Here is a 23265-nt window from a genome sequence, read left to right as displayed (position 1 = left end):
GCATCGGATGGTCGAGCCCCTCGCGCTAAGCGCGGACAATGTCGGCGGCCGCCCTATTTTGCGTAAAGCGAGCGGAGCCCCCGCACGACCGATGTTCCCATCACGTCCATGTGGCCCATGCCGGGATGATATTCGATCACCATCTTGAGCCCGGGATAATTCCGGCTCGCCAGCGTGCCGGCCAGATGGGTCATACCACTGACGATCTCGCCCATTCCTTCGAGCATCGGATCCGAGGCCTCGAGCACGCCGGATGCCAGATAGACGCCGACCGGAAGGTCCTTATGGTCCTTTGCATAAGCGGCCTCCTGGCGGAAGATTTCGCCATTGCCATAGGCCATGGCCGGGCTTGAGATGATATATTTGGTGAAGGGCGTTTCGGGCTGGAAGATGGCCCAGGAGGTGAAGAACCCGCCAGCCGACAGGCCGAAGAGGCCGAGCTGGGTCGTGTCGATCGGATATTTTTCGGCCAGGACCGGAATCATCTCGGCGCTGATCGCCTTCAGGAATTTCGCGGCGCCGCCGGTGCAGCGCCCCTCGGGCGACTTGAAGGTCTTGCAAAAACCTTCCACCCTCTTGCCGAACGCGTCCTTTCGGTCCCAGCCCGGTGGCGAGAATTCGTAGATCCGCCGGCTGGTGTGAAGCGCTTCGCCCTCGTCCAGCGAGGTGCCGATGCTGATGATGAAAAGCGGCCTGATCGCCCCGCCCAGAGTCTTGGCGGACTGATGGACATTGGCGAAGGTGGAATCGCCATCGGTAACGATCAGAGCGGGATATTTTTTGCCGTCGCCGGCCTTGTAGCCCTGGGGAAATCCGACATTGATCGAATAACGGAAGCCCATCGACGGCGACTGGAAGGTGAACGATTCGACACCGTCATTGGGGACAGGGCGCGACTGCAATTGGGCCTGTGCGGGCTGCGCGCTGCCGCCGACCGAGGCGATGGCAAGGAAAGCGTACGCGAGAGGGATGGATGTTTTCATACTAGCTCCAAGTTTGGGAAGGTGGGTCCAATCCCACCTTTCCGCTTCTGTCCGATGAGGCTTTGGGCCGGCGCGACTTCGATCAGGCTAGCTCGAACCGGATGGCCTGAGCCCGCTCCCAAAGCGTGAGCCGACCGAGTTCCGGCAACTGATCCAGACCCTCGGTGATGGTGAGGAAGCAATTGCCGGCCAATTGCCCCAGCTTGCTGGCGAAACGGACTCGGCCAATAGGCGAGAAGGATTTCTGGTTCGCTGAACCCGCCGGGATAGAAAATGAACTGGCCCGGTGCCGCATAACTTGTGGCATTTTCGACGGGCAGCGCCACCGCCGAATCACCAAGAGGGATCCAGCAGCCTTCACCGCTCCATCGGACATGAATGATCCGTTTGCCATAAGGGAGCATCGACCAGAAATATTCACAGGTTTTCGGCGCTCGATCGGCTTCCAGCCGCCCCCGAAATTCAAATAGGCCTGCTACGATTTTTAAGTCGTTCATCTTCTCTGGTCCTTCCGTCCATGACTGCAATTCGAGGCTCCGCCATGACGGATCAATCTCCACGTATGTTGCTTTCTTGGCCTAATTTGCTTAGTCTTCCTCTTTCCTGACGTGTCCGCTCGGTAAAAGATCCAAAGCCATCTCGCCGATCGCGAACGATCGTCATGCCGACCGGTTCGACAGACAACATAGCCCGACCGACTTGCTCGACATCGACTGGCTCTGTCGGGAAAATCATCGTCTGCCGTGTCGACGTTGAACATGCGGGCGTTCTTATCGGCCCTACGTTGAATATCGAAACGGATCAGCGTCCCGTTTCCTTTCCGGATTATTTGCTGCGCCGTTCGACAATGGCTCTTTGTCACCGGTCATGCCCGGCAATCAGCTGCAAGCTCATCATTAGAGTCGCTATGAACAGCATCAATTGGCGTGCGATCATCTGACGCACTCCTACGCCATGAGCTTACGCTGTCGACCGCTGCCATGTTATTGCTCGCCCCTGATTGCTAGAAACGCATGGTAGCGCCAGCGAAGAACGTTCGTCCCAGGACGTCGTAGGTGCCACCGATCGCATTGCTGCCAATGGCGAGTGGATCGGGCTGGCGATCGAAGATATTGTTCACTCCAGCCCTGAACGCGAAATTACGGGCGATCTCGAATTGTATTGACGCATCATGCTTGAAATAATCGCCCGTCTTCAACGGCGCCAAATCTTCGCTAGTGAATTTGACATCGTGAGCAGCACTGCCGACATAATTGGTGAACCAGTTGAGCTGAAATGGCCCGTTGATATAGCTGATTCGGAACTGGCCCTTCCAATGCGGCGCGGCGATCTCGCCCGCGACAGGATCGAGATCGAAGCCCAATCCGGAAACGGATACTTCCTGTCGCCGCGTGTTGAGAACGTCGAGAGACAGATTCAAGCGCTGCTCCCCCGCCAGGCGCATGCGATAGGCTAAGGTGTAAGAAATACCCCGGAAGTTGATGAAACCAGCATTCACAAAGCCGGTGGTGATTTCGGTGATCTGAGCCGTTGGGCCGCGCTGGACGAGCGCGCATGTGTCAGGGTTCGGTAAATCGGCGTCCAGGCAATTCGAAAGTATAGCCGTTCCATCGAACGAAACGATCGCATCCTTGATCGATATGCTCACGTAATCCGCGGTAAAGCTCAAACCCGGTATGAACGGGGGCTCGAGCGCTACCCCGACGGTCCAGGAGTCGGAAGTTTCGTTCTTCAGATCGGGGTTGCCACCTCGCGTTTGTGGAAAGGCGAGAGCTTCCGCTACCGAGTCCAACTGAAAGTTTGCCGGCAAACCCAGGGACTGGAACAGAGCCGAGCAATTCGCCTGCCGCGCTGAAGGGTTAGGGCCTTGAGATAGACGATCCTTGTCGCAAGGATCCACGTTCACTCTGTTTCTGAACTGCGAACGAGGAAGGCGCAGCTCGACAATCGATGGTGCCCGGAACGTACGGCTTATCGAGCCGCGCACGACGATGCCATCGGCAAGCGTCCACCGGCCTCCGACATTCCAAGCCGTGTCCTTCCCGGCCTGTGAATTATCGACGAACCGGGCAGCACCATCAATGGTCAATGCTTTCACCAAGGGCAGCGTGAAGTCGCCGCCTACGAGGGGAACGGAGATCTCGCCATAGACTTCGTTGACACTGTAGGCCGCTGCCGGTTCGCCGGGTCCCGGCACTTCCCGGATGACCCCGTCGCGGGTGATCCCGCGCTGCGCCGCATCGTTTGGAACGAATTTTCCGCGCTCCTTGCGATACTCGTAGCCTGCAGCGAATTTAAGCATGCCAGCCGGCAACGTGAACAGGTCGCCGCCCACGTTGGCTTGAAAGTTGGTCTGATAGAGATCGGAATCGTTACGCACTTCTGTGTTTACGTAATCGATAGCTTCGGCACTTCCCGCACCTTCTCCAAACAGGTTCAGCGGCTTACAGCCGGTTATGGCTGGGTCGCTGGACGCGGGATTTTCCAAGGTAACCCTGCAGACAATATTGCCGTTGGGCGCGCGCACCGCGTCGACTGCGTAGAGGAAGTTTTGGTTAACGATACTCAGATGTTCAGTATAGCCGCCAGTGTGGCCATAGCTGCCAGCTGCGTTCCAGAAGAAATCCCGGTTCCCAATTCTAAAGTCTCCTTCTAACCCTAGCACTATTCGCTTGGTGGAGCTGCGCGAGTCGGTCCTCCCGTTCGCAGCCAAGTCCAAATTTCCGCGAGCGAGGTAGAAATTAGTGACTCCTTGGTCTTGAAGAATTCCTCGCGCCTGATCGGTGAGAAAGGGATTGTCAATATTAACTGAAATGAGCCCGCTTGGCTGAGCGAGGAGCCCGACGTTGACTGTCAAGGCTTGGTTCGCAAGTTCCGTTCCCTTGATCCACGAAGCCGAAAGTTCGGAGAAGAGCCGGACATTGTCGGTAAGATCAAAACGCGCCACGGCATAGGCGGTATCGCGGGTCAATGGCGTATAGAGATTGAGATTTTTCTGAAAATTATAGCCGTCCCCGCCAGAGCTTACAAAGGTCGTCAGCACGTTTCCGACATCATAGGGCACAAGGGTGCCATCTGAGGCGAATTGGACGGGGATGCGCCTGGCGGGATTGTTCGGGTCGGGAATGCTTGCAATCGCATTCAGCGCGAATGAGTTGGCGATAAAGGGAAGGCCGCCAAAGGTGACCTCCGGAGCGCGCCTGTTATCAAGCGGCACCTGCGCCGGAATGCCGTCAGAACTAGTCTTGTTAAGCGGATTGGCGGCGAACTGGCGCGCTCGGCCTGTCGAAGGCCGGTCCAACGCGGCGACGCCGTCGTTGGAGGAACGCTCGTAACTCACCATGATGTTGCCACGGCCATCGGCGAACGACACCCCGCCAAGCGCGCGGAAAGCATAATTGAAATAATCGCCGCGGCTCGAAATACCGGCCTGTCCGTCGACTAAGAGGCCCGTAAAATCCTCCTTGAGAATGATGTTGATGACGCCGGAAATCGCATCCGACCCGTAAGTTGCCGCGCCAGTCGCCTGAACAACCTCGACACGGTCGATCACGAGGGTAGGAATGTTGTTGAGATCCACCTGGTTGCCGGAAGAGCTACCGCCATTGACGGGGTTGCCGGTGACGAAGCGCCGGCCGTTGACCAGGGTCAGCGTCCTTTGCGAACCGAGCCCAAACATATTGATGTAATTGCGGCCAACTGCTTCGCCTTGTTGACCCCGCGGGGTTTCCGGCTGGCCGATCTGAGGAAGCAGATTAATCGCGTCCGCGACGCTAAGCAGCCCTCTGTCGGTAATCGCCTCGGTGGTGACGGACTGTGTCGGGCGAACACCTTCGGTGGCGTCACGCCGGATGCGCGAACCGGTGACGACGATCTCGGCACTTTCGTTGTCAGCCAGTGCATTTGCAGGAGCGCCTTGGCCGGGCGGAACAGTCACGTTTTCTGCCTCAGGCTCGGCAGCCGCGAGCGTCACGCGTCCGTCGCGGTCGGAAGCTATCCGAAGATCCAATGGAGCTAGCAAGCGATCCAAAGCAGCGCGTTGCGTCAAATTACCGCGAACCGCGGGCGTCGTGCGTCCCTGCACTTTGTCATAGGGAAATACGATCTGTGAGCCTGCCTGTCGCGCCCACTCGTTGAGCGCATCAGCGGCGGGTTGCGCCGCTATGTCGAAACGCTGCGTGCGCTGCTGGGCAGCTGACGGCGCCGCTTGCGCCATCGCCACGACAGCAATCGTACCAAGCAATGCGTCACGATATCTCGCCCTGAAAACCCCCATTTGAACCCCCTCTTCCAAGCCATTGCACGAGCGGGTCCTGGACGCTCCGGAAGATCAAATCCTCACGCCGGGTTTCACAAAAATTTCACGATCAATCGCGCGCATGAACGATCAGGGTCTCGTCCTCGCGCTTCACATCCACTGGAAGCGTTTCCTTCAGCGCCTGCGCGAAGCCTTCAGGATCCGTGGTGCGATAATAGCCGCCGAAGCGCATCTCCCTGGCCTTCGCCCCCTCGACCTGTATCTTGATAGCATTGTACCGGTTAAAAGTGGCTGCCGCCTCGGCCAGCGTTTCGCCGGCAAAGGAAACCTTGCCTTCCCGCCAGGCAAAGGCGCGTTGGATTTCGTCCGCGTCGCGTTCCCGCTGGCGCGCATCGCCGGACGGGTTCATCTCGAAGCTTTCGCCTGCGGAAACACGCGCTACTTCCTTGCCGTCGCGTTCGATGCTCACCACCCCTTCCGATACCGTGACGTCCAGCCCATTGTCGACGCGTACGGAAAACATCGTTCCGACCGCGCGGACGTCCCCAAGGGCGGTCCTGACGATGAACGGACGGTCGGGATCCTTGGCGACTTCGAAAAGTGCCTCGCCGCTGGTCAGCTTCACCTCTCGTTCGCGCGCCCTGACCTCCACCGTAGCGCGGGTGGCGGTGTTGAGTTCGACGGTCGATCCATCGACGAGCTGGGCACGATACTGTTCGCCAAGCCGCGTTGCCAAGGTCCGTGCTTGCGTGGGCTCGCCGGAAAGAAATCCGCCTTGCCACACAAGGCCAAGCGCGAGCAGCAGGGAGGCCGCGGTCGCATAAGGCAGCCAGCGTCTAACAGGTACCTTCACCGCAGATATACCCTGCAATGCCTGCAGACGCTCTAGACGTGCATTGACTGCTTCCAACCGGACCAAGGCGCCAAGATGACGGCTGTCCGCCGCGCACCATGCGTCCAACGCGCGCTGCTGCTCCTCCGTCAGCGGGCCTGCATCCTTCTGCGCGACCCAACGCGCTGCTTCGCGTTCGATCGTGTCAGCTCTTGTCACGGTTTAACCTCATCCTATCGAATGTGTTCGAAAGCAGTCCCGGAACGCCCTCTTCGGACATTGATCTGGTCAAAGCGGCCGCGCACAGGCGAATGCCGCGAGCGACATGCTTTTCGACGTTGCTCTCGCTTACCCCAAGTGCTTTCGCCGTCTTGGCCTGGCTTAGTCCCTCTATCTTCCGCATGATAAAGACCCGGCGGCAAGCGGAAGGAAGCTTTTCTATCGCGACCTTGAGCCGCACCAACTCCTCATAGGCACTCAACTGCTCCTCGGCATTGGGCTCCTGGTCGGCAACCGCGGTCCATTCAACATCGGCTACCGATCGGATCGAAACGATGCTGCGACGCCGGACGATGCTCGTCGCCACATTTCGCGCTGTCTGGAGAAAGAAGGGGCCAGGATTCATCACTTGCTCAAACGCGCAGGAGGCAAGCCTAGCGTAGCTCTCCTGAATTACGTCTTCGACCTCATCCTCCTTCCAACCCGATCGCCGCAACCAGTTTCGGACCTTAGGTTCATAAGGCAGGATATGTTCCGCAAACCAATGAGCGCGCGATGTCATCGAATGGCTGAACTCCTTCCTGCCGCAGACGCGGTCACCATAGACGAGCAGCAGCCCGATATCCTCACCCTGGATTGTGATGGACGCCAAAATATATTGACACTCGGCCGCACGGATCCGCCATGTCGTGAAGCCAATGGGCGTTTGGGCCGGGGCCGAAAGATGTTCAGCCCATCTGCGGCGCGATCGCCCTAATTCTCATACCGCCGATCCACAGAGCGATTCTCCAGCCAGGGCAAAGCATACTCGATGTTAGCGCTCCCCGTGCCGGACCGGTCCGTTCGGCAGAACGGCCATGTCCCGTGAATCTTGGGCATGTCAGCCTGTCTAGCGCGTCAGCCCGCTCGCGGCCAGTCGGTAGCGGACGCCCTGCATCCGCCTTCCCCGTCATGGCGCCAGCCCCGCCCGCGCACTGCCCGGCCCGGCTTGGCGCCGGTATGCCTGCCCTCGGCCAATACCTGCACGCCATTTACCCACACGTTCGAAACCCCGCGCGCATAGTGATGGCTATCCTCGAAGGTTGAAACGTCCTCGATCGTCGCGGGATCGAAGATCACGACATCGGCAAAGGCGCCGGCGCGCAATGTGCCGCGATCCTTGATCCCCAATATGCTCGCCGGCGACGAGGTCAGCTTGCGCACCGCTTCCTGAAGGGTCAGCGCCTTGTCCTCGCGCACATATTTGCCGAGCAGCCGGGCAAAATTGCCATAGGTGCGCGGGTGCACCTCGCTTTCCAGGAAAGCGCCCTCCGTCGCGTGGGAGCCGGCATCCGAGCCGAACGTCATCCACGGCAAGGCCGTCTGTCGCCGGACATTGTCCTCCGACATGGCGAAATAGATGGTGTTCACCCGCGATCCGTCCTCGACGATCAGGTCGATCACCGTCTCGGCCGGGCTTGTGCCGCGCAGCCGCGCAACCTCGCTCACCCGCTTGCCGCTATATTGTCTGAGGGCCGGATTCCTAAAGCTGCTGAACATGGCCGTGGCGGGATCGCGCATATTGCCGGGCTTTTGCATGTCGGCCACCGCCCTTGCGCGCACCGCCGGATCCTTCAGCCTCGCGATCGTCGCTTCCAGCCCGCCTTCCTGCACCCAGACCGGCAGCATCGCCGTCGCGCCGGTTCCGCTGGCGATGTAGAGATACATGTCGGCGGTGATCGGAACGCCGGCGCGCCTGGCCGCCTCGACCTGGGCTATCACCGCGCCCAGCTTGCCCCAGTTAGCCGCGCCCGTCTGCTTGAGATGGTGGATATGGACCGGCGCGCCCGACGCCCGACCGATCGCCACCATCTCGTCAACCGATTGCAATATGCCCGCGCCTTCGTCGCGCATGTGGGCCGCGAAAATCCCCCCACATTTCCCTGCCTCGGCCGCCAGCGCGATCAGTTCGGGCATCTCGGCGAATGTTTCCGGAACGTAGATCAGCATCGTCGCGACACCCAGCGCGCCTTCCTCCATCGCCGCTCGCGCCAGGTCGCGCATCCTGGCCAATTCGACGGGCGACGGATCGACGTCATCGAGGCCGATCACATATTCGCGAATGATCCCGGCGCCGACCAGGCTGGCGACGTTCACCGAAACCCCGCTCTTCTCGACATGGTCGAGATACCCGCCAATCGTGGTCCACGGAACTGGGGTCCTGGTGTCGCCCTGCAGCGTCATGCGACGCTGCCGCATCTTCTCGGTCAGCGGCGCGTTGCTCGTCTCGCTATTCACTTCCAAGGTCACGCCCTGCATCACCACGTTCATCGCGCGTCCGTCTTGCAGGATCGTCTCGCGTGAATGACTGAGCATGTTGATAAAGCCTGGGGCCACGGCCTGGCCGCGGGCGTCGATGGTCCGCCCTGCCGCCGCCGGGGCCTTCGCGCCAACGAAGGCGATGCGGTCGCCGTCGATCGCAACTTCGCCCGGATAGGGAGGGGTGCCAGACCCGTCATAGATGGTCGCGTTGGTGATTAGCACATCGAAGCGGTTCCCCGCCACCGGCGCCACAGCCGCTTGTTTCGGCTTCTCGTTTTGCACGCAGCCGCCCGTCATCCAAGTCACGCTCAGGATGAGGATCAAGGCGTTTTTCATCTATTCTCGCTCGCCATTTTATTCGACGCTCCAAATTCGGTAGACGCGATGTACATTCGATCCGGATTTCGAGCGACCATATGCTACAGGGCATATGCTCTCACAACCGCCCACAGCTGGAAAACAGACGCTAGCAAGGTTAGCTGTCGCATGTAATGCAATTTTCGGGTTTGTTCGCACGTATGTGAGCAATCTGATGACTCTGTCTGATGGGTCGTCTAATTGCGGGTCAGATTGCAAGAGCCATTCTTTGCTTTGATGCCGGGTGCAGGGTCGTCTTCGCGGTCGGCAGAAGCCGCCGCATGATGGAGCTTCGCGGGAGGAGTCTTCCAATGTGGACGACGCACTGTGCTGTAGCCAGCAGTGCAACCTCCATCAACGGAATGGCTCTGTCCACGCCCCGGCAGGGACGTATCTAAGCGTTCAAGGCGAACGCGAACCTTTATGCCGCTGGCACAGGCACAGTGACGTGACCCCCGCCTTTCATCCGGCGGGAACCAGAGACCGACCGGTGTTGTCGCGCATCAGCGCAGGTGAGGCAATGGGCGGGGTTAACCCCGCCCATTGCTTTTCGATCTCGGCGGCGAACGCCGCCGGGGTGGCGTAGCCAAGCGAGGGGTGTGGTCCCTCGGTGTTGTAGTCATCGACCCAGCGGGCGAGGATCGCGCGGGCCTGACCGATCGTGGAGAACAGCGTCTCGTGGGACTGTCAATAATTTTGTGCGCGAGGCTGGTTTTGTTCATCAGGCAGTGAACCGATCATCGAAGATGACGGCGAACTGGGTTTTGGCCTCGAACCACTCGCGCGGCGGCCGCTTCCATTCTTCGGCCGCGTGATTGAGCACGAGGTATAGCAGCTTCATCGCAGCATCGTCCCTGGGAAGTGGCCGCGTGCGAATCGCACGTCTGATCTTCGAGTTCAGCGTCTCGACCGCATTGGTGGTAAAGATGATCCGGCGGACGCTCTCGGGGAAGGCGAAGAACNTCATATGGCCTCACGCACAAAACTCCTGACAGTCCCTCCCGCCGGCGATCCGCAAAATGATCTACACCACCAATGCGGTCGAGGCGCTCCATCGCTCGCTTCGCAAGATCATCAAGACCAGGGGCAGCTTCCCCAATGACGAGGCAGCGATGAAGCTCTTGTACCTGGCGATCCGCAACGCCGGCGTGCATTGGCGAAGACCGGTTGAATGGACGGCGGCGATGAGCCAATTTGCCATCCAATTCGGCGACCGTTTTCCGGGGTCAGCGCGCTGACCCCGGAAAACAACATCACAGAGAACCTCTTACACAGAGGATCGGACACTCCCTTTGTCCCGTTTCTTCGTGACAAAGGACTCCAGTATCTCGCCTTCATGATCAACCGCCCGCCAGAGGTAATGCATCTCTCCGTTGATCTTCACATAGACCTCGTCAAGATGCCAACGCCAGTGCCGGAAGCCCCGCATCCGGCTCACCCTCTGCCTGCGGATGTCCGCTGCAAACAAAGGACCGAAGCGATTCCACCACAGCCGCACCGTCTCATGACATAGATCGTAACCTCGCTCGAAAAGCAGATCCTCAACGTTGCGCAATGACAGCGGAAACCGGACATACATCAGCACCACCATGCGGATGACTTCCGGCGACGAATGAAAATATCGGAACGGATTTGCTGCCTTGCTCATCCGCCTCAACTAGCAGCCGCTCCAACCTCGGGCCATCCCTTTGACAGCGCCCATCAGGCAGCACCCCTGTCAGGGTCAATGTCGGCTAGCGCGGCACAAATAGCGAACACGATGCTGGTTACCGATATTGTCCTTCCATCCAGTGATATCAGGGGATACAAGATTCCTGCTTATGGAATAATATAATGGCGTCACTGGTACGGCACTGAAAATTTCTGACTCAGCGCGGGCAATATAAAATGATCGCATCTCCGGGTCGCTCTCATCGCTCGCAAGCCTTAGCGACTCATCAAATTTTCTGTTTTTAAATCCACCATAGTTCTGTGCGCCATCGCTCTCCATGAGATGCAGAAAGGCCATGGGGTCGTTGTAATCAGCTGCAATCGCTGCATCGGCAATTTGAAAGTCGCCGAGGCGGTAACTGGCATACGCTATTTGCGTTTCATTCTGTGCAAGGCTTGTTTGGACTCCGATCTCTTTCCAGTCAGCCTGTATTGCGGGCATGAAGGCCATTGGATCACGCTGATTACGATATTTTATTTCGACCTTTAGTGGCCGCGCCTTCGTGTATCCGGCATCACGGAGCAATCGCCGAGCTTCCTGCTGTCGTTGCGACAGGGACCAAGACGACCAATGAGGAAGCGTTGATTGGGGCCTGCGCGACGTGCTAGGGGGAATCAGACTATATGCTGGCAGGGGAGCTCCACGCAGCAACTTTTCTGTTATAAACTCACGGTCGATAGACATCGCCAGTGCCTGGCGGACGCGCACATCGCGCAAAACCGGGTCTCTAAGATTGAACGTAAGATACACTGGGCTGAGCGTCGAATAAGCTCGAACATAGCGGGGCATCGTTCGGCTCAAAAAGTCGATTCTGTTGGATTGAAATTCAGCGTTCACATCCAATTCGCCACGCAACACGCGGCGTTCAGCAGATACGGAATCTGTTGTCGGATAATATCTGACCTCATCGAAGCACACGGACTTCGCAGCCCAGAAGCGGGGATTCCTCCTAACGCTGACGCGTTCACCAAATTTCCAAGCCATCAAAAGATAAGGGCCGTTTGATACGAAGCGCCCCGGCTCGCTCCATCGATCTCCAAATTTTCTTACCTGGTGCGCTGGTACCGGCATCATTATCGGGTGCTTGGCGAGCTCCAGCAGAAATGGGGTCGGATGCTCGAGAGTGATCTCCAACGTTTTGGAATCCGTTGCTCGCACACCGAGAGCCTCGACCGGAAGTCGGCGTTCGCTGATTGCACGCGCGTTCTTTATGACATGGAGAAGTGACGCCGTGCTCGAAACGGTGCGAGGATCAATGGCACGCCGAAAGGAGAATACAAAATCCTGAGCTGTCACTGGCACGCCGTCTGACCAGATGGAATCTCGGAGTTTAAACCTCCATACAAGGCCCGCAGGACTCACCGACCAGTCCTTCGCAACGCCAGGTATTGGACGGCCTTCCGGGTCGTCCTGAACGAGGCCGACTAGCAGATCGGCAATGATGCGGGCCTCATAGTTACCGGTCGCCAGATGCGGATCTAAAGTTTCAGGTTCGCTTGCGTTACCGTACTCAAGACAGATTTGGCCATGTGGGCAGGGAGCTCGAACAACACTAGCCTGACTGCACGCGTTCAAAAGAAGAGAGAGAGCGACGCTCGATGCCGCTGTAAGCGCTCTATGCATCCGCTGTGGCCCTCGGATCTAATGAATCTCGGAGGCCATCTCCAACCAAGTTCAGCGATAGAAGTGTAGCGACCATAACGAAAGACGGAAAGACCAGTAGCCACCAAGCTATTTCCATGTCCTGAGCGCCTTGTGCGATTAACACGCCGAGGGAGGTCAACGGCTCCTGTACACCTAGACCTAGAAAGCTTAGAAAGCTCTCAGCCAAGATCACGCCAGGAATCGTCAGGGTTGAATATACTATGACAGGCCCTAGAAGATTAGGCACAATGTGACGGACAATTATGGGCGCGGAAGACATTCCAATTGCGCGAGCCGCCTCGATGAACTCACGCTGTCGTAGCGAGACCGCTTGACCACGGACAATTCGGGCCATGGTCAGCCATTCCACCGCTCCAATGGCCAAGAATATCAATATAAAGTTCCGTTGGAATGTAGTCATAAGTATTATTACAAAGAAGATGAAGGGAAGAGAATATATGGCATCCACTATTCTCATCATGATGCTGTCTACCTGACCCCCCAGGTAACCCGCGATTGATCCCCAACCGACACCTATTACGAGAGATACAAGGGTAGCTACCACACCAATAAGAAGGGATATACGAAGACCGAGTATTATGCGAGCAAACAGATCGCGACCCAATGCATCTGTGCCCAGCAGATGTCCATCTGTCAAAGGTGGCGCCCATACTTGATGTTTATCGATGGCTTCATAGGAATGTGGAACAATGAGCGGGCCTAACACAGACAGACCAGTGAGAGAGGCCAATATAGCAAGCGATATAAGCGCCTGCTGATTGCCTCGGAAACGCCGTATGGCGTCACCCCACAAGCCTCGATCTTGGTAGATTGACGCGTTATGTGAATTAGCTGGTCTCATCTCGCAACTCTCGGATCAAGGGCGGCTTGCAACATGTCAGCTAGTAGGTTAAATAATATTATTAGGACGGCATAGAATATAACCACGCCCATCACGACAGTGTAATCACGCTGGAGAGCTCCAAGAACGAAATTTCTTCCAAGGCCTGGCAGAGCAAATATTTGCTCAACGACAAGCGATCCCGCGAGCAGCCCAGCGCAGGCCGGTCCCAAATAGCTGACGACTGGTAAGATTGCGCCTCGAAGTGCGTGACGTGTGATGATGCGAGCTTCAGACAGACCTCTTGCCCGCGCAGTTCGCACATAGTTGGAGCTCATGACCTCTATCATGCCCACGCGAGTCAATCGGGCTATAAAGGCAAGGTGCGGGAGCGCCAGCACGAGCGAAGGAAGCACGTAACTACGCCATCCAGCATTGATCCCACCCGTTGGGAACCAGCCCAACCGCGACCCGAACAGCAGGACCAGTAGCGGCGCCACAACGAACGTGGGAACGCAAATGCCGAGCGTGCTGACAGCGCCCACAAGCGTCGAAGTAATGCCACGACGCCTTACTCCTCCATACACCCCGAATAAGATACCAGCCAGGGTAGCAATCAGAAGAGCGAAGCCACCAATGGTTGCGCTAACAGGAAGTCCATCAGCAATGATATCCCTTACGGATTTGGATTTGTACCTCAGGGAGGGCCCTAGGTCACCCTGCATTACCCCACCGAGATAATTCAGGTATTGATGCCCAATTGGCCGATCCAGCCCGTATTTTTGTTCTAATTGAAGCAATACGTCGGGTGCCAACTTTCGCTCGGAGTCAAAAGGTCCTCCCGGCGCAGCCCTCATCATAAAGAATGTGAGCGTAATCACAGCCAGCAGAGTGGGAACTCCTACCAACAGACGGCGCAACAACAGCTTCATGAATCGTAGTCCTGACCCTGATTTTCGACGTTATGATCATGTTCAGCAACAAAATGGCCAGGAGACACTTCCTGAAGGGTTGATGAGCGATCTCTGCGTGTTAGATCTGCTTCGCGGAGCGAGTGGGTGAATCGCCAAGGCATTGTGGAGTCTCTGGAATTGGTACGCTCCGCCGCTGCGGAAACATGCGACCGCATTCTTTCTGCTGCTACATCAGGTACGGGAACAGCCGCCAGCAAGGCTTTCGTATATGGATGTCGCGGGTCTGTGAACAGGTCGGCTGTCTGGGCAATCTCCACGACCCGCCCGAGGTACAGAACTGTAATGCGATGACTTATTTGGCGCACAACATTTATGTCGTGGCTGATGAATACCATCCCCATGCCTATGGTTTTCTGAAGCTCGGCCAGTAGCTGTAGGACTTGGGCCCGAACAGTGATATCGAGGGCTGAAACTGCCTCGTCGCAGATGACTATTTTGGGATTGAGGATTGTGGCGCGGGCGATACCTACGCGTTGATTCTGGCCCCCGGAGAGTTCGTGCGGATAGCGCGCTGCTATTGATCGCGGCAGCCCAACACTTTCCATGATTGCGGCGACCTGCCGATTTCGCTTCGCGCGAGACTCCCATGGACGATGCACAACAAGCGGCTCAGCGATGGATCGGCCTACTGGCATCCTAGGATCGAGGCTTGCGAAAGGGTCTTGGAAAACAATCTGCAGGTCACGCCGAATTGAACGAAGCTCTCGCGAGCCAGCATGATCCACGCCTTGCGAGAGCACGGCTACACTGCCCCGAACGTCGGCGGCGGACGGCAACAGCCGCAATATTGCGCGTGCAAGCGTCGATTTCCCGCTGCCGCTCTCACCGACGACGCCAAGAGTCTCACCTGATCGAACCGAGAGGCTGACCCCATCGACGGCACGGAGACGCCGACGCTTTGCAAAGCCTGTAGCAGGAAAGTCCACCGTAAGGTTGTGAACGGAAAGTGCTTCCGGCGCATCCTGTGAAACTTGTGTGGGACTGACACCCACCATGTTCGCAGCGGTGATTAGGCTTCGAGTGTAGGAGTGTTGTGGTCGAAGGAAAACCGCCTCCGCATGGTCCAACTCTACGATCTTGCCCGATCTCATGACGCAAACCCGGTCAGCCATGCGAGCAACGACGCCCATGTCATGCGTAATCAACACAAGACTCATACCAGTCTGCTTTTGTAGATCTTTCATTATGGAGAGAATCTCTGCCTGGACGGTAGCATCGAGAGCGGTTGTGGGTTCATCCGCGACAAGAAGCTCGGGCTCGCATATCATCGCGGCTGCAATCATCACCCGCTGGCGCATACCACCGGAGAGCTCATGGGGATATTGGTGAATTCGTTGCTCAGCAGCCGGGACGCGTACCCTGTCGAGCCAGTCCTTGGCCGTGCGCAAAGCATCACCCGCACTAACACCGCGATGGATACGCAAGGGTTCCGCGATCTGCTGACCTATGCGCATGTGAGGCGTCAATGCCGTTAGCGGATCCTGGAATATCATGCCAATTGCTGATCCCCGAATTCGGTTGAACTCCCCCCGCGTCAGTTGAAGCAAATCGCGGCCTTTGAATTTGGTAGATCCTGACTTGATGCCGTTGCTGAGCCCCATCATGCTCAGAAACGTCTGACTCTTCCCGGACCCGCTCTCACCGACGATACTGAGACACTCGCCAGGAAGGACGTCGAACGATACTCCGCGGACAGCCTCCACAGCACCATCCGCCGTGTTGAATGAAACCCGCAGGTCCCGGACCGTGAGAATTGGAACCGTCATGCCGAACCCAAAAATACATATCCAAGATTCACGGCGCTGTGCGTAATGAAGGGAAACAGCAGAGACCCAGTCCGCTCGCGCATCCAGCAGGCAACAGCCGCGAACACACCGGAAGTTAGAAATGCCTGCGTGTTGAAGGCAAAGTGCAGTTCAGGAAAGGATACGGCGTGCATTCCACCGAAGATGAGAACATTCATGACTACCGCCATACCGATCCGCGTTCCAGCAAAACTCCAGCTATCTGCGAAGGCCTTCGCAAGCAGCACGAACAGAATTCCTCTAAAGAACAGCTCTTCTTCGAGACTCGGCATTAGAGCCTGGAAGGCGATGGACTCCACAGTCAGGCGAGAAATGCCTGGGCTGAGCGCCGCAATCGTCCAATCTATCGCACACATTAACCCAAGCCCGCATGTCGCGGGCAGCAAAGAACCGGGGTTTTGCCGAAGGGTCATCCCCATCTCTCTGGCGCTCAAGCGAAGAAAGAAGTGCATTGCTATCAGCGTCATAGCTGTAGCCGCAAACTTACCCAGCCAGTTCCACTCAAGAAAGCTAGTTAACGGGAGGCTTTGCTGAATGGCTTTGCCGAATATAAGGATAGTTGCGTTCAAAATGACTAATAGTAGGCCCCAGAGCAGCCATATTGGCTGAACGGTCTTCCGTCGGAACATCGCAATAAACGACGCAGCTACACAGGCCATCAACACGACTACACACAAGCTCAGCAGCTGCCCAGTTAGTCTCTCCCAGATCACCTTTGAATTTCCTCATCAATTCCTAGGGCGATCAGGTTGGGGTGCGTTCCCGCCTTGCCATATCGAGGCCTCTTGAACGAGCTTGCCTGTTGCTCCGAGACCAAAGCAGGTGAACCTAGCAGAATCTCTTCCTCTCCACGACACACCCAATGACGGGAATTGCATCCGCCACGATCCTTGCCGATCGGTCGCTACAGGCCTAGCATGTCTTTCGCTATGCCGGTGTTCTGGGTAGCGCAACAGCCGCGCTGTAGGCGGCAGCGGAGACACGGGACATCCAGTCTTGGATTTCGGAGCCAGCGCGGTTTCCAAGTTTATCCCAAAGCTCCCGTAAAGGGCCGGGCACGGACCTCTGATGTGCAAATTAGTAATTCCTATCATTCCTCAGCTGGAAAAACGTCCGTTAACATGGAAACCTGGTATTACTTATTACAGCTTACACCAATGCGCACCCCCCCAAGGGTAACAATATGGTAAAGACGAAAGCGCAGTCAGTCTACGTTAAAGTCCTCTCGGCCGAATGACCCAAGGTACGCTGCATCTCTTCCACGAATAGTCCTACGATACGGGGCAGACGGCCCTTACGAACGATAATGTCTATCGTTGTACAGCTAAGACTATCGACATCGATCGACACAGTGACCACTTCTCCTTGCTTCTCCTCGTGCGCGACGGCACCACGTGGCAATATCGCAACACCCGCCCCGCTCGTTACGAAGCCTTTGAGGCTCCCAAAGTTATTCGACGTGAGACTAGGCTCGATTTCAACATCTGCAGCATAGCAAGCTTGGTCAAAAAGCTCACGAACACGAAAACTGTTTTCCGGTAGTGCAACTGCGTAATCTGCTAACTCACCTATCGTGATACAACTGTTCCTCGATAGTGGGTGTTCCTTGGGCGCGACGGCTACAATCGGCTCGCTAATACTTTCTAGTATCTTAATACCCGGGCTAGGAGCGCAACAAAAGGCAAGGCCAATGTCGCATTCGCCCCGACTGACAATCTGTGGGACTTGTGGAGCTGGGACGACGGTGAATTTAAAAGTAACGCCCTTGTAGTTTTGCCGAAAGCGTTCGATCGCCACTGCGGAGCGACCCACTGCGGCACTCTCTACCGCCGCGACATGTATCAGGCGACGCTTTACCCCCCGAAGGTCGTCAAGGTCTGCGCGGAGTCTCTCGAAGTCTAGTACGGTCGATTTCGCGTATTCTGCTACCAAATGACCAGCATAAGTGAGAACGAGACCTTTCGGTGTGCGTTCAAACAGCGCGGTACCGAACTGGTGCTCCAGAATAATGATCTTCCGGCTGATTGAGGAGGGAGCCACATTAAGTTCGTTGCTGGCTTTCCGGATCGAGCCAGCGAGCACGACATGGTGAAATGTGGCAAGATCTCTAGGAAATGTCATCCTCCCTCCTCTGGCCGATGATGGCTCGGGGTGCGATAATATGCAACACTCTGGAACCGCAATCGACCTCCCCTCGACCAATTCAGCGTTTGCGACCGAAGCCCGGATCGTGAGACCGATTTTCGTCCACCGGCGCCTATCCGGTCAGCTTGGGGTCGCGATACACTATAAAAGGCGAGGGCATGAAAAAGTAACCGAACAGTCGTCAACGCTACTGCATCGAATTCAAGATCGAACGGACACGGCATTTCCGATTGTAAGGATCTTGAATGATGTTCCCGCAGTGTGGGCAAATAAGGTGCGGTCGGGCCCTTTTTATCGACGTTTAATAATGGTCTCACCCAGAGCGACGATACAATTTTCAACATCGGACTGATCATTGTACCAGCTGATTCCAAAACGAAGGAATCCCGCCCGCGCCGCAGCTATCACCCCTCGCCTGGCCAGAACCTCCACTATGCCCTGTGAATCGGCTGCACGAAGCGAGACGATCGGAGATACTGGCGCAGCTTCAAGGAGCGCTTGTGGCCGCAAACCTAGCGAATGAAGACCATCTCGCAGCTTGGCGGCGTTCTCAGCTACAGCACCCAGGACTTGATCGGCTCCTATCGATCGCAAGAGATTCAGCGATGCTCCGAGAGCCATGATGGCAGGCACGGAGAGAGCTCCTAGCTCGAAGGCACGGGCTTCGTAAAGCGGGGCAAGCTCCGTTATCTCGACGAGTTGATCTGTAGACCGACTTTGTCGGCCAGCGATTGGCAGCCCATACTGCTCGAGCAAACCATCACGGACGTATATGGCCCCTGCGCCGTGGCCAGCATTGAGCCATTTGAATCCTGCAAAAGCCAGAACATCGATGCCCCAATTAACATCTATCGGGAGAATCCCCGCAGATTGCGTAGCATCCACGACAAGATGGAGATTTCGTTCGCGCGCGAGGTGACCGAGGCCAGCCAGATCCATAACCTGTCCGTCGTTATAGCGAAGATGGCTGATCGAAATGATCTTTATGTCCGGACGAAGCGCACGTTCGAAGGCGCCAACGGTGAAGAGCCCGTTCTCGTCAGGCTCGGCGGCATAAACCTTATACTTGCGGGCGTACCAGGGGGTGACAACCGTTGGGTGCTCGTTGCGAGCGGTTAAGACTGCACCTTGGCCCTCAAACAAAAGCGCGGCACACACCATGGCCATGGATGTATTGTGCACGAACCCGATCTCCTCGGGCCCCGCTCCGAGAAGTTTCGCAACAGCGTTGCGACAGGCATCAACCTCCTTCAGCCATTTGCCGGATGCGACCTCTCCCGAAGAATTCGACCACTGATAGTAGCGATGAGCTGCCATCAGCGCATCTGCCGAGATTGGTCCATGCGTAGCAGTGTCGAGGTAGGTGAAGTTTGAAATGGCGGGGAACTTCGCGCGAAATGCGGACCAGTCGGTGGAACGTTTGGGATCCGCCACCGCGCCGGGTGCAGTGATCTCAGAGCCTATGTCACCGGTCATTTTGATGTCGCCTCCATTCAATATTAAGTATCACCCCGGACTTCCAATGCTGCACCTCCTGACTACCGATCTGTGATATTTGAAAGCCTTGTCTGCCCCAGAGACATCATTCCCCACGAGCTGCTCAACGGCGCGCGTGAGACACGATACCGTGGTTTCCCTCTGGCATGTCAGGGTTGCTAAGCGAAGCACATTATGTCTGATCCGGCTTCAAGAGCCGCTACCACGCTGAGCGCGGTGACCTGGGATGTCTTCGGATTGTTCTCGAACGCTGGCCCCTTCATAATCAGGGTCATAGTGCCATACGGGCTAACCGCCTCCACCTGACCTGCATTTACCTTGGCTTGCGGATCGGCGATGAGCGTTACGTGTGTACGTTCAAATCCGACTCCAGCTAGCGCGACCGCGGCGGCGAGATTGGCATTGGCCGGAAAGACTCGTGCTGCTTCGGCCGCGTTCCCTTCGAAAATGACCTGCGCCTCCGAAAGTCGTTCAAGATCAAACTGTGCGGCAGCTACTGTCCCATGCCAGGCGTTGGAAGGTTTGCTGGCTGTGTACCGGACGGAAGTTAATCCTCCCGCTCGCAACGCCAAAAGGCCACGAAATCCGGCTAAAGCTCCTGCCGAGATCTTTATACGTGCTGACCCGGCTGCCGCCGCAGCTCTAAGTTCTTCTAGTAGCGTCACATCAGCCAATGCCCCCGTGGAAAGTAAATGGAGGTCGCAGCCGTGGCCAAGAACCAGTGCACCAGACTCTTTAATCGCCTCGTGGCCAGCGGCCTCGACAACTTCATCCAGATCTTGAGCAAGCAGCTCGCTCACAGTCGAGGTCACTAGAGCGCCGCCGCACTCCGCCTCCGCCATTTCGCGCTGGCTTCCGCGTACACAGACGGCAGCAAGTCTCACAGCGTTTCCCTGGATAACACGTCGCGCTATCGACGAGCCAATAGCACCGTATCCGATGATACCGATCCGCTTCATTGTTATTTATCCCACATGACTTCCTCTCCGAATTGCCCTTGGAAGGACTTGTGGGGGAGTAGCGATTATGCGTCCTGCCCGTTCTGTAATTCGCAACCTGTTGCGGCATGAGCTCGGTCGTTACAAGCATCGGATGAACTCACGGTTCACCAGGGTTTCATGGGAATGGTCCCGACAGGGATAGGTCAGCTGCCGGCTGAGTGGTCGTCTCTCTTCTTGCCCAACGGGCGAGAACCACTCGCGTGCGCTGCCTCCTCTTGGAATCACCCAAATCCATGGTGTTAGACGACGGATATCCGTTAATGACTTGGTTAAAGAGGTCAGACAATCGAGGCTACTCCAATTGAAGAAGCCTATGTCATGAAACCAGCAACCTACCAGCCTGATCTTCGACTGCCGTCAGGACAGAGGAAAAGGGCAGCGCGCCGTGGTGGGTATTGGTCGCACAATCACGCTTTGTCCCAGGTCCTGCCGTGCGGCTCGGACGACATTGGACCGAATGCTCAGACTCCGACCATGTCACTCGGCAGCGGCCGCCAATCTGAAAAACCCCCTTTCACGTCTGATGGACGTTAGATCGAGCGTCCGATGCTTGAAGGTCTTACCGTTACCGATAGTTCGGAATAAAGAGCTCTGTTCTTCGGCGGAGGAAAAAATAAATACACGACCAAGGTTCAGCGGCTGTCTAGTGCTTCCTCAAGGCCTCCACGAGACCAGGCACGAACTCTGCGCCGTATGGAACTTGTGCAGTTGAACGTGTCAGCGCATCTCCAATTGGCTCTGCACGACCGCCAAGACAGCTGGCGAGGAAGTTCTCCGCGATGGCGTTGAAGGCCATATTGTTCTGCGGGCGTACGAAACCATGTCCTTCGTCAGGGAAGAGGACGTAGGTCATTGGAATGTTTCTATCCTTTAGCGCATCTACGATCTGCTCGGATTCGGCGACGTTGACCCTCGGGTCGTTGGCGCCCTGGCCGATCAATAGCGGCCGTTGAATCCTATCGGCGCTGAACAGGGGTGAGATTTCCCTTAAGAGCGCGCGGCCCTTAGGAGTAGCGGGGTCACCCATCCTGTTGTAAAATTGCGCCCTCAATGCCTGCCAGTAGGGCGGGATGGTTCCGAGTAATGTGTTCAAATTAGATGGACCGACAATATCAACGCCACAGGCAAATTTGTCTGGCGTAAACGCGAGGGCTGCGAGGGTGGCGTAACCACCGTAGGAGAAACCCATTATTGCCACTTTGTCAGTGGTGGTGACCCCTTGCTGCACAGCCCAGTCGACGGCGTCGATAAGGTCGTCCTGCATCTTGCGGCCCCACTGGAGGTCACCGGCGGAGACAAAATTCTTTCCGAAGCCTATAGAGCCACGGAAGTTAGGCGAAAGAACGGCGTAGCCCCGATTGGCAAGCCATTGATGAGTCTCGTTATAGCCGTAGATATCCCGGTTCCACGGTCCGCCATGAACCTGCAATACCAGCGGCACTGGCCCGTTCGGCGAATGTTCGCCCTCCCGGGCGACCCGCGGCAGTGTCAGGTAAGCGACCATGGTCAAACCGTCCCGGGTTGGTATCTCCACCGGTCGCATAGGGACAAGTCCAGCGTCCTCGAGTTCTGGCCGCGTGGAATAAAGCTGAGCCAGTCTTTTCGCCTTACGCTCATAAAGCCAGGCGGTCGGAGGCGCCGTAACCGCGTCCGCGGTCACAATCCATTTATCGTCCAAATCCGTCCGAGACACGACACTGACTTCCCCTTCTAACCGGCTTCTCAGGAATTCAAGATCGAGGTGCAGGGCATCGTCAACCGTCGTCCAGTCGCTTCTCAGATAATCGACTGCATAAGCGTCAATGCGCCCTGTCTTTGGGCTTATGAGCGTGGCGCTAATGTCCGCCTTTGCGCTCTCTGCAATCACGCGCTTCTCGCCACTGCGCCAATCATGCGCTATGAGCGCCGCCGTGTCGCGCCCTCGCGAATCAAGCCAATAGAGAGTCTTGCCGTCGATGGCGAAATCAAGCGCCTTCGTGGTCTGACTGTCGTCCAGCGAAATCCGTTCGAAAGGCTTGTCGTCAGCCTTGCCGCCGATGACCTTGAAATAATCACTCCCGCCATCGGCTCGTGACTTTACGGCTAGCCGTACATTGAGTTGCTTGTCGGCAACGAAACTCGAATAGCCCCCGGTGTTCATGAATACCGGCGTCAATTCTGCAGTCGTCAAATCGACGCTGTAAACGTCATGCCATTGAGGATCGCGACTATTGATACCGACCAGGATACGGACCTGTTCTTCCCTGGAAATCCCGACGATCTGCACCCGAGTTTTTTCAAAGGGAGTGAACAGACGCTGCTGGCCGGTTGCGACATCTACACCGTAGAGTAGGAAGTTCTCGTCGCCACCCTTATCGTTGATGAAAAGTATCTTGTGACTGTCGGGCGACCAGAAATAGCTGCGGATCGGTCGCTGGCGCTCGTTGGTAAGTACTCGCGTTTGAGTTGGGTTGGATGTTGGAGCGATCCAGATGTTAAGCACCCCGTCCCGGGGGGCGATCCAGGAAATCCACCTGCCGTCTGGCGATATCTTCCCTGCCATTTTATAAGGATTACCAAAGATTTTTTCGCGCGGGATCAACAGTGTATCCGTCTGCGCCCTGACAGGGAGGCACACTGGCGATAACATCAGCAGGGACGCCAGGATCAGGGTCAATCGCTTCATTCTCTATTCCTCACCGATGATGCAGTCGGAGT

15 protein-coding genes and 4 pseudogenes are annotated in these 23265 nt (G+C 56.7%); 1 reads left to right on the top strand and 18 read right to left on the bottom strand.

What is annotated here, in order from left to right:
• Positions 1-53: 53 nt before the first annotated feature.
• The 8 genes and pseudogenes from RQX22_RS07010 to RQX22_RS06975 form a co-directional block, all read right to left on the bottom strand.
• A complete protein-coding gene (locus RQX22_RS07010; protein ID WP_315724959.1) occupies positions 54-983 on the bottom strand; it encodes an alpha/beta hydrolase in 930 nt (309 codons plus the stop codon).
• The gene (locus RQX22_RS19395) at positions 980-1480 is read right to left on the bottom strand and encodes a DUF3830 family protein (RefSeq protein WP_315724957.1); all 501 of its coding nucleotides are present in this window, start codon (positions 1478-1480) and stop codon (positions 980-982) included. The genes RQX22_RS07010 and RQX22_RS19395 overlap by 4 nt, the downstream gene beginning before the upstream one ends.
• 506 nt (positions 1481-1986) lie before the next feature.
• Positions 1987-5199, bottom strand: coding sequence for a TonB-dependent receptor (locus RQX22_RS07000; protein ID WP_315725545.1), 3213 nt, complete (start codon positions 5197-5199; stop codon positions 1987-1989).
• A gap of 151 nt (positions 5200-5350) precedes the next feature.
• Positions 5351-6292, bottom strand: a complete 942-nt coding sequence (locus RQX22_RS06995; RefSeq protein ID WP_315724955.1) for a FecR family protein — start codon at positions 6290-6292, stop codon at positions 5351-5353.
• Complete coding sequence (locus tag RQX22_RS06990; RefSeq protein WP_315725544.1) at positions 6279-6854, bottom strand: RNA polymerase sigma factor; 576 nt, start codon at positions 6852-6854, stop codon at positions 6279-6281. The genes RQX22_RS06995 and RQX22_RS06990 overlap by 14 nt, the downstream gene beginning before the upstream one ends.
• 335 nt (positions 6855-7189) lie before the next feature.
• The gene (locus RQX22_RS06985) at positions 7190-8929 is read right to left on the bottom strand and encodes an N-acyl-D-amino-acid deacylase family protein (RefSeq protein ID WP_315724953.1); all 1740 of its coding nucleotides are present in this window, start codon (positions 8927-8929) and stop codon (positions 7190-7192) included.
• Positions 8930-9412: 483 nt separating this feature from the next.
• A pseudogene (locus RQX22_RS06980) lies at positions 9413-9631 on the bottom strand (integrase core domain-containing protein); the annotation flags it as partial.
• A gap of 40 nt (positions 9632-9671) precedes the next feature.
• Positions 9672-9911, bottom strand: a pseudogene (locus RQX22_RS06975) (transposase); the annotation flags it as partial.
• A gap of 40 nt (positions 9912-9951) precedes the next feature.
• On the opposite strand from RQX22_RS06975, the pseudogene RQX22_RS06970 reads away from it, so the two are divergent.
• Positions 9952-10188: pseudogene (locus RQX22_RS06970) on the top strand (transposase); the annotation flags it as partial.
• Between the two features lie 47 nt (positions 10189-10235).
• Here the strand turns inward: RQX22_RS06970 and RQX22_RS06965 are convergent.
• From RQX22_RS06965 to RQX22_RS06920, 10 genes and pseudogenes are all read right to left on the bottom strand, one after another.
• Positions 10236-10598 (bottom strand): annotated as a pseudogene (locus RQX22_RS06965) (IS6 family transposase); the annotation flags it as partial.
• A 75-nt stretch (positions 10599-10673) separates the two neighbouring features.
• Positions 10674-12284 carry a peptide ABC transporter substrate-binding protein gene (locus RQX22_RS06960; RefSeq protein WP_315724950.1) on the bottom strand — a complete coding sequence of 537 codons (1611 nt, stop codon included), beginning with the start codon at positions 12282-12284 and terminating at the stop codon, positions 10674-10676.
• Positions 12277-13167, bottom strand: coding sequence for an ABC transporter permease (locus RQX22_RS06955; RefSeq protein ID WP_315724948.1), 891 nt, complete (start codon positions 13165-13167; stop codon positions 12277-12279). The genes RQX22_RS06960 and RQX22_RS06955 overlap by 8 nt, the downstream gene beginning before the upstream one ends.
• Complete coding sequence (locus tag RQX22_RS06950; protein ID WP_315724946.1) at positions 13164-14078, bottom strand: ABC transporter permease; 915 nt, start codon at positions 14076-14078, stop codon at positions 13164-13166. Before RQX22_RS06950 ends, RQX22_RS06955 begins: the two co-directional genes overlap by 4 nt.
• Positions 14075-15886, bottom strand: a complete 1812-nt coding sequence (locus tag RQX22_RS06945) for an ABC transporter ATP-binding protein (RefSeq protein ID WP_315724945.1) — start codon at positions 15884-15886, stop codon at positions 14075-14077. Before RQX22_RS06945 ends, RQX22_RS06950 begins: the two co-directional genes overlap by 4 nt.
• Complete coding sequence (locus RQX22_RS06940; protein WP_315724943.1) at positions 15883-16638, bottom strand: CPBP family intramembrane glutamic endopeptidase; 756 nt, start codon at positions 16636-16638, stop codon at positions 15883-15885. The genes RQX22_RS06945 and RQX22_RS06940 overlap by 4 nt, the downstream gene beginning before the upstream one ends.
• Positions 16639-17134: 496 nt before the next feature.
• A complete protein-coding gene (locus RQX22_RS06935; protein ID WP_315724941.1) occupies positions 17135-18046 on the bottom strand; it encodes a LysR family transcriptional regulator in 912 nt (303 codons plus the stop codon).
• 315 nt (positions 18047-18361) lie between these two features.
• Entirely contained in the window at positions 18362-19546 is a 1185-nt protein-coding gene (locus RQX22_RS06930; protein WP_315724939.1) for an aminotransferase class V-fold PLP-dependent enzyme, read from the bottom strand.
• Positions 19547-19725: 179 nt separating this feature from the next.
• On the bottom strand, positions 19726-20526 hold the full coding sequence (locus RQX22_RS06925) for an aspartate dehydrogenase (RefSeq protein ID WP_315724937.1): 801 nt from the start codon (positions 20524-20526) through the stop codon (positions 19726-19728).
• 685 nt (positions 20527-21211) lie between these two features.
• The gene (locus RQX22_RS06920; RefSeq protein WP_315724935.1) at positions 21212-23233 is read right to left on the bottom strand and encodes a S9 family peptidase; all 2022 of its coding nucleotides are present in this window, start codon (positions 23231-23233) and stop codon (positions 21212-21214) included.
• Between the last annotated feature and the right edge of the window lie 32 nt (positions 23234-23265).

Source organism: Sphingosinicella rhizophila (assembly GCF_032378825.1).
In the GTDB taxonomy this organism is placed as follows: Bacteria; Pseudomonadota; Alphaproteobacteria; order Sphingomonadales; family Sphingomonadaceae; genus Allosphingosinicella; species Allosphingosinicella rhizophila.
This window is presented reverse-complemented; position numbering and strand designations above follow the sequence as displayed.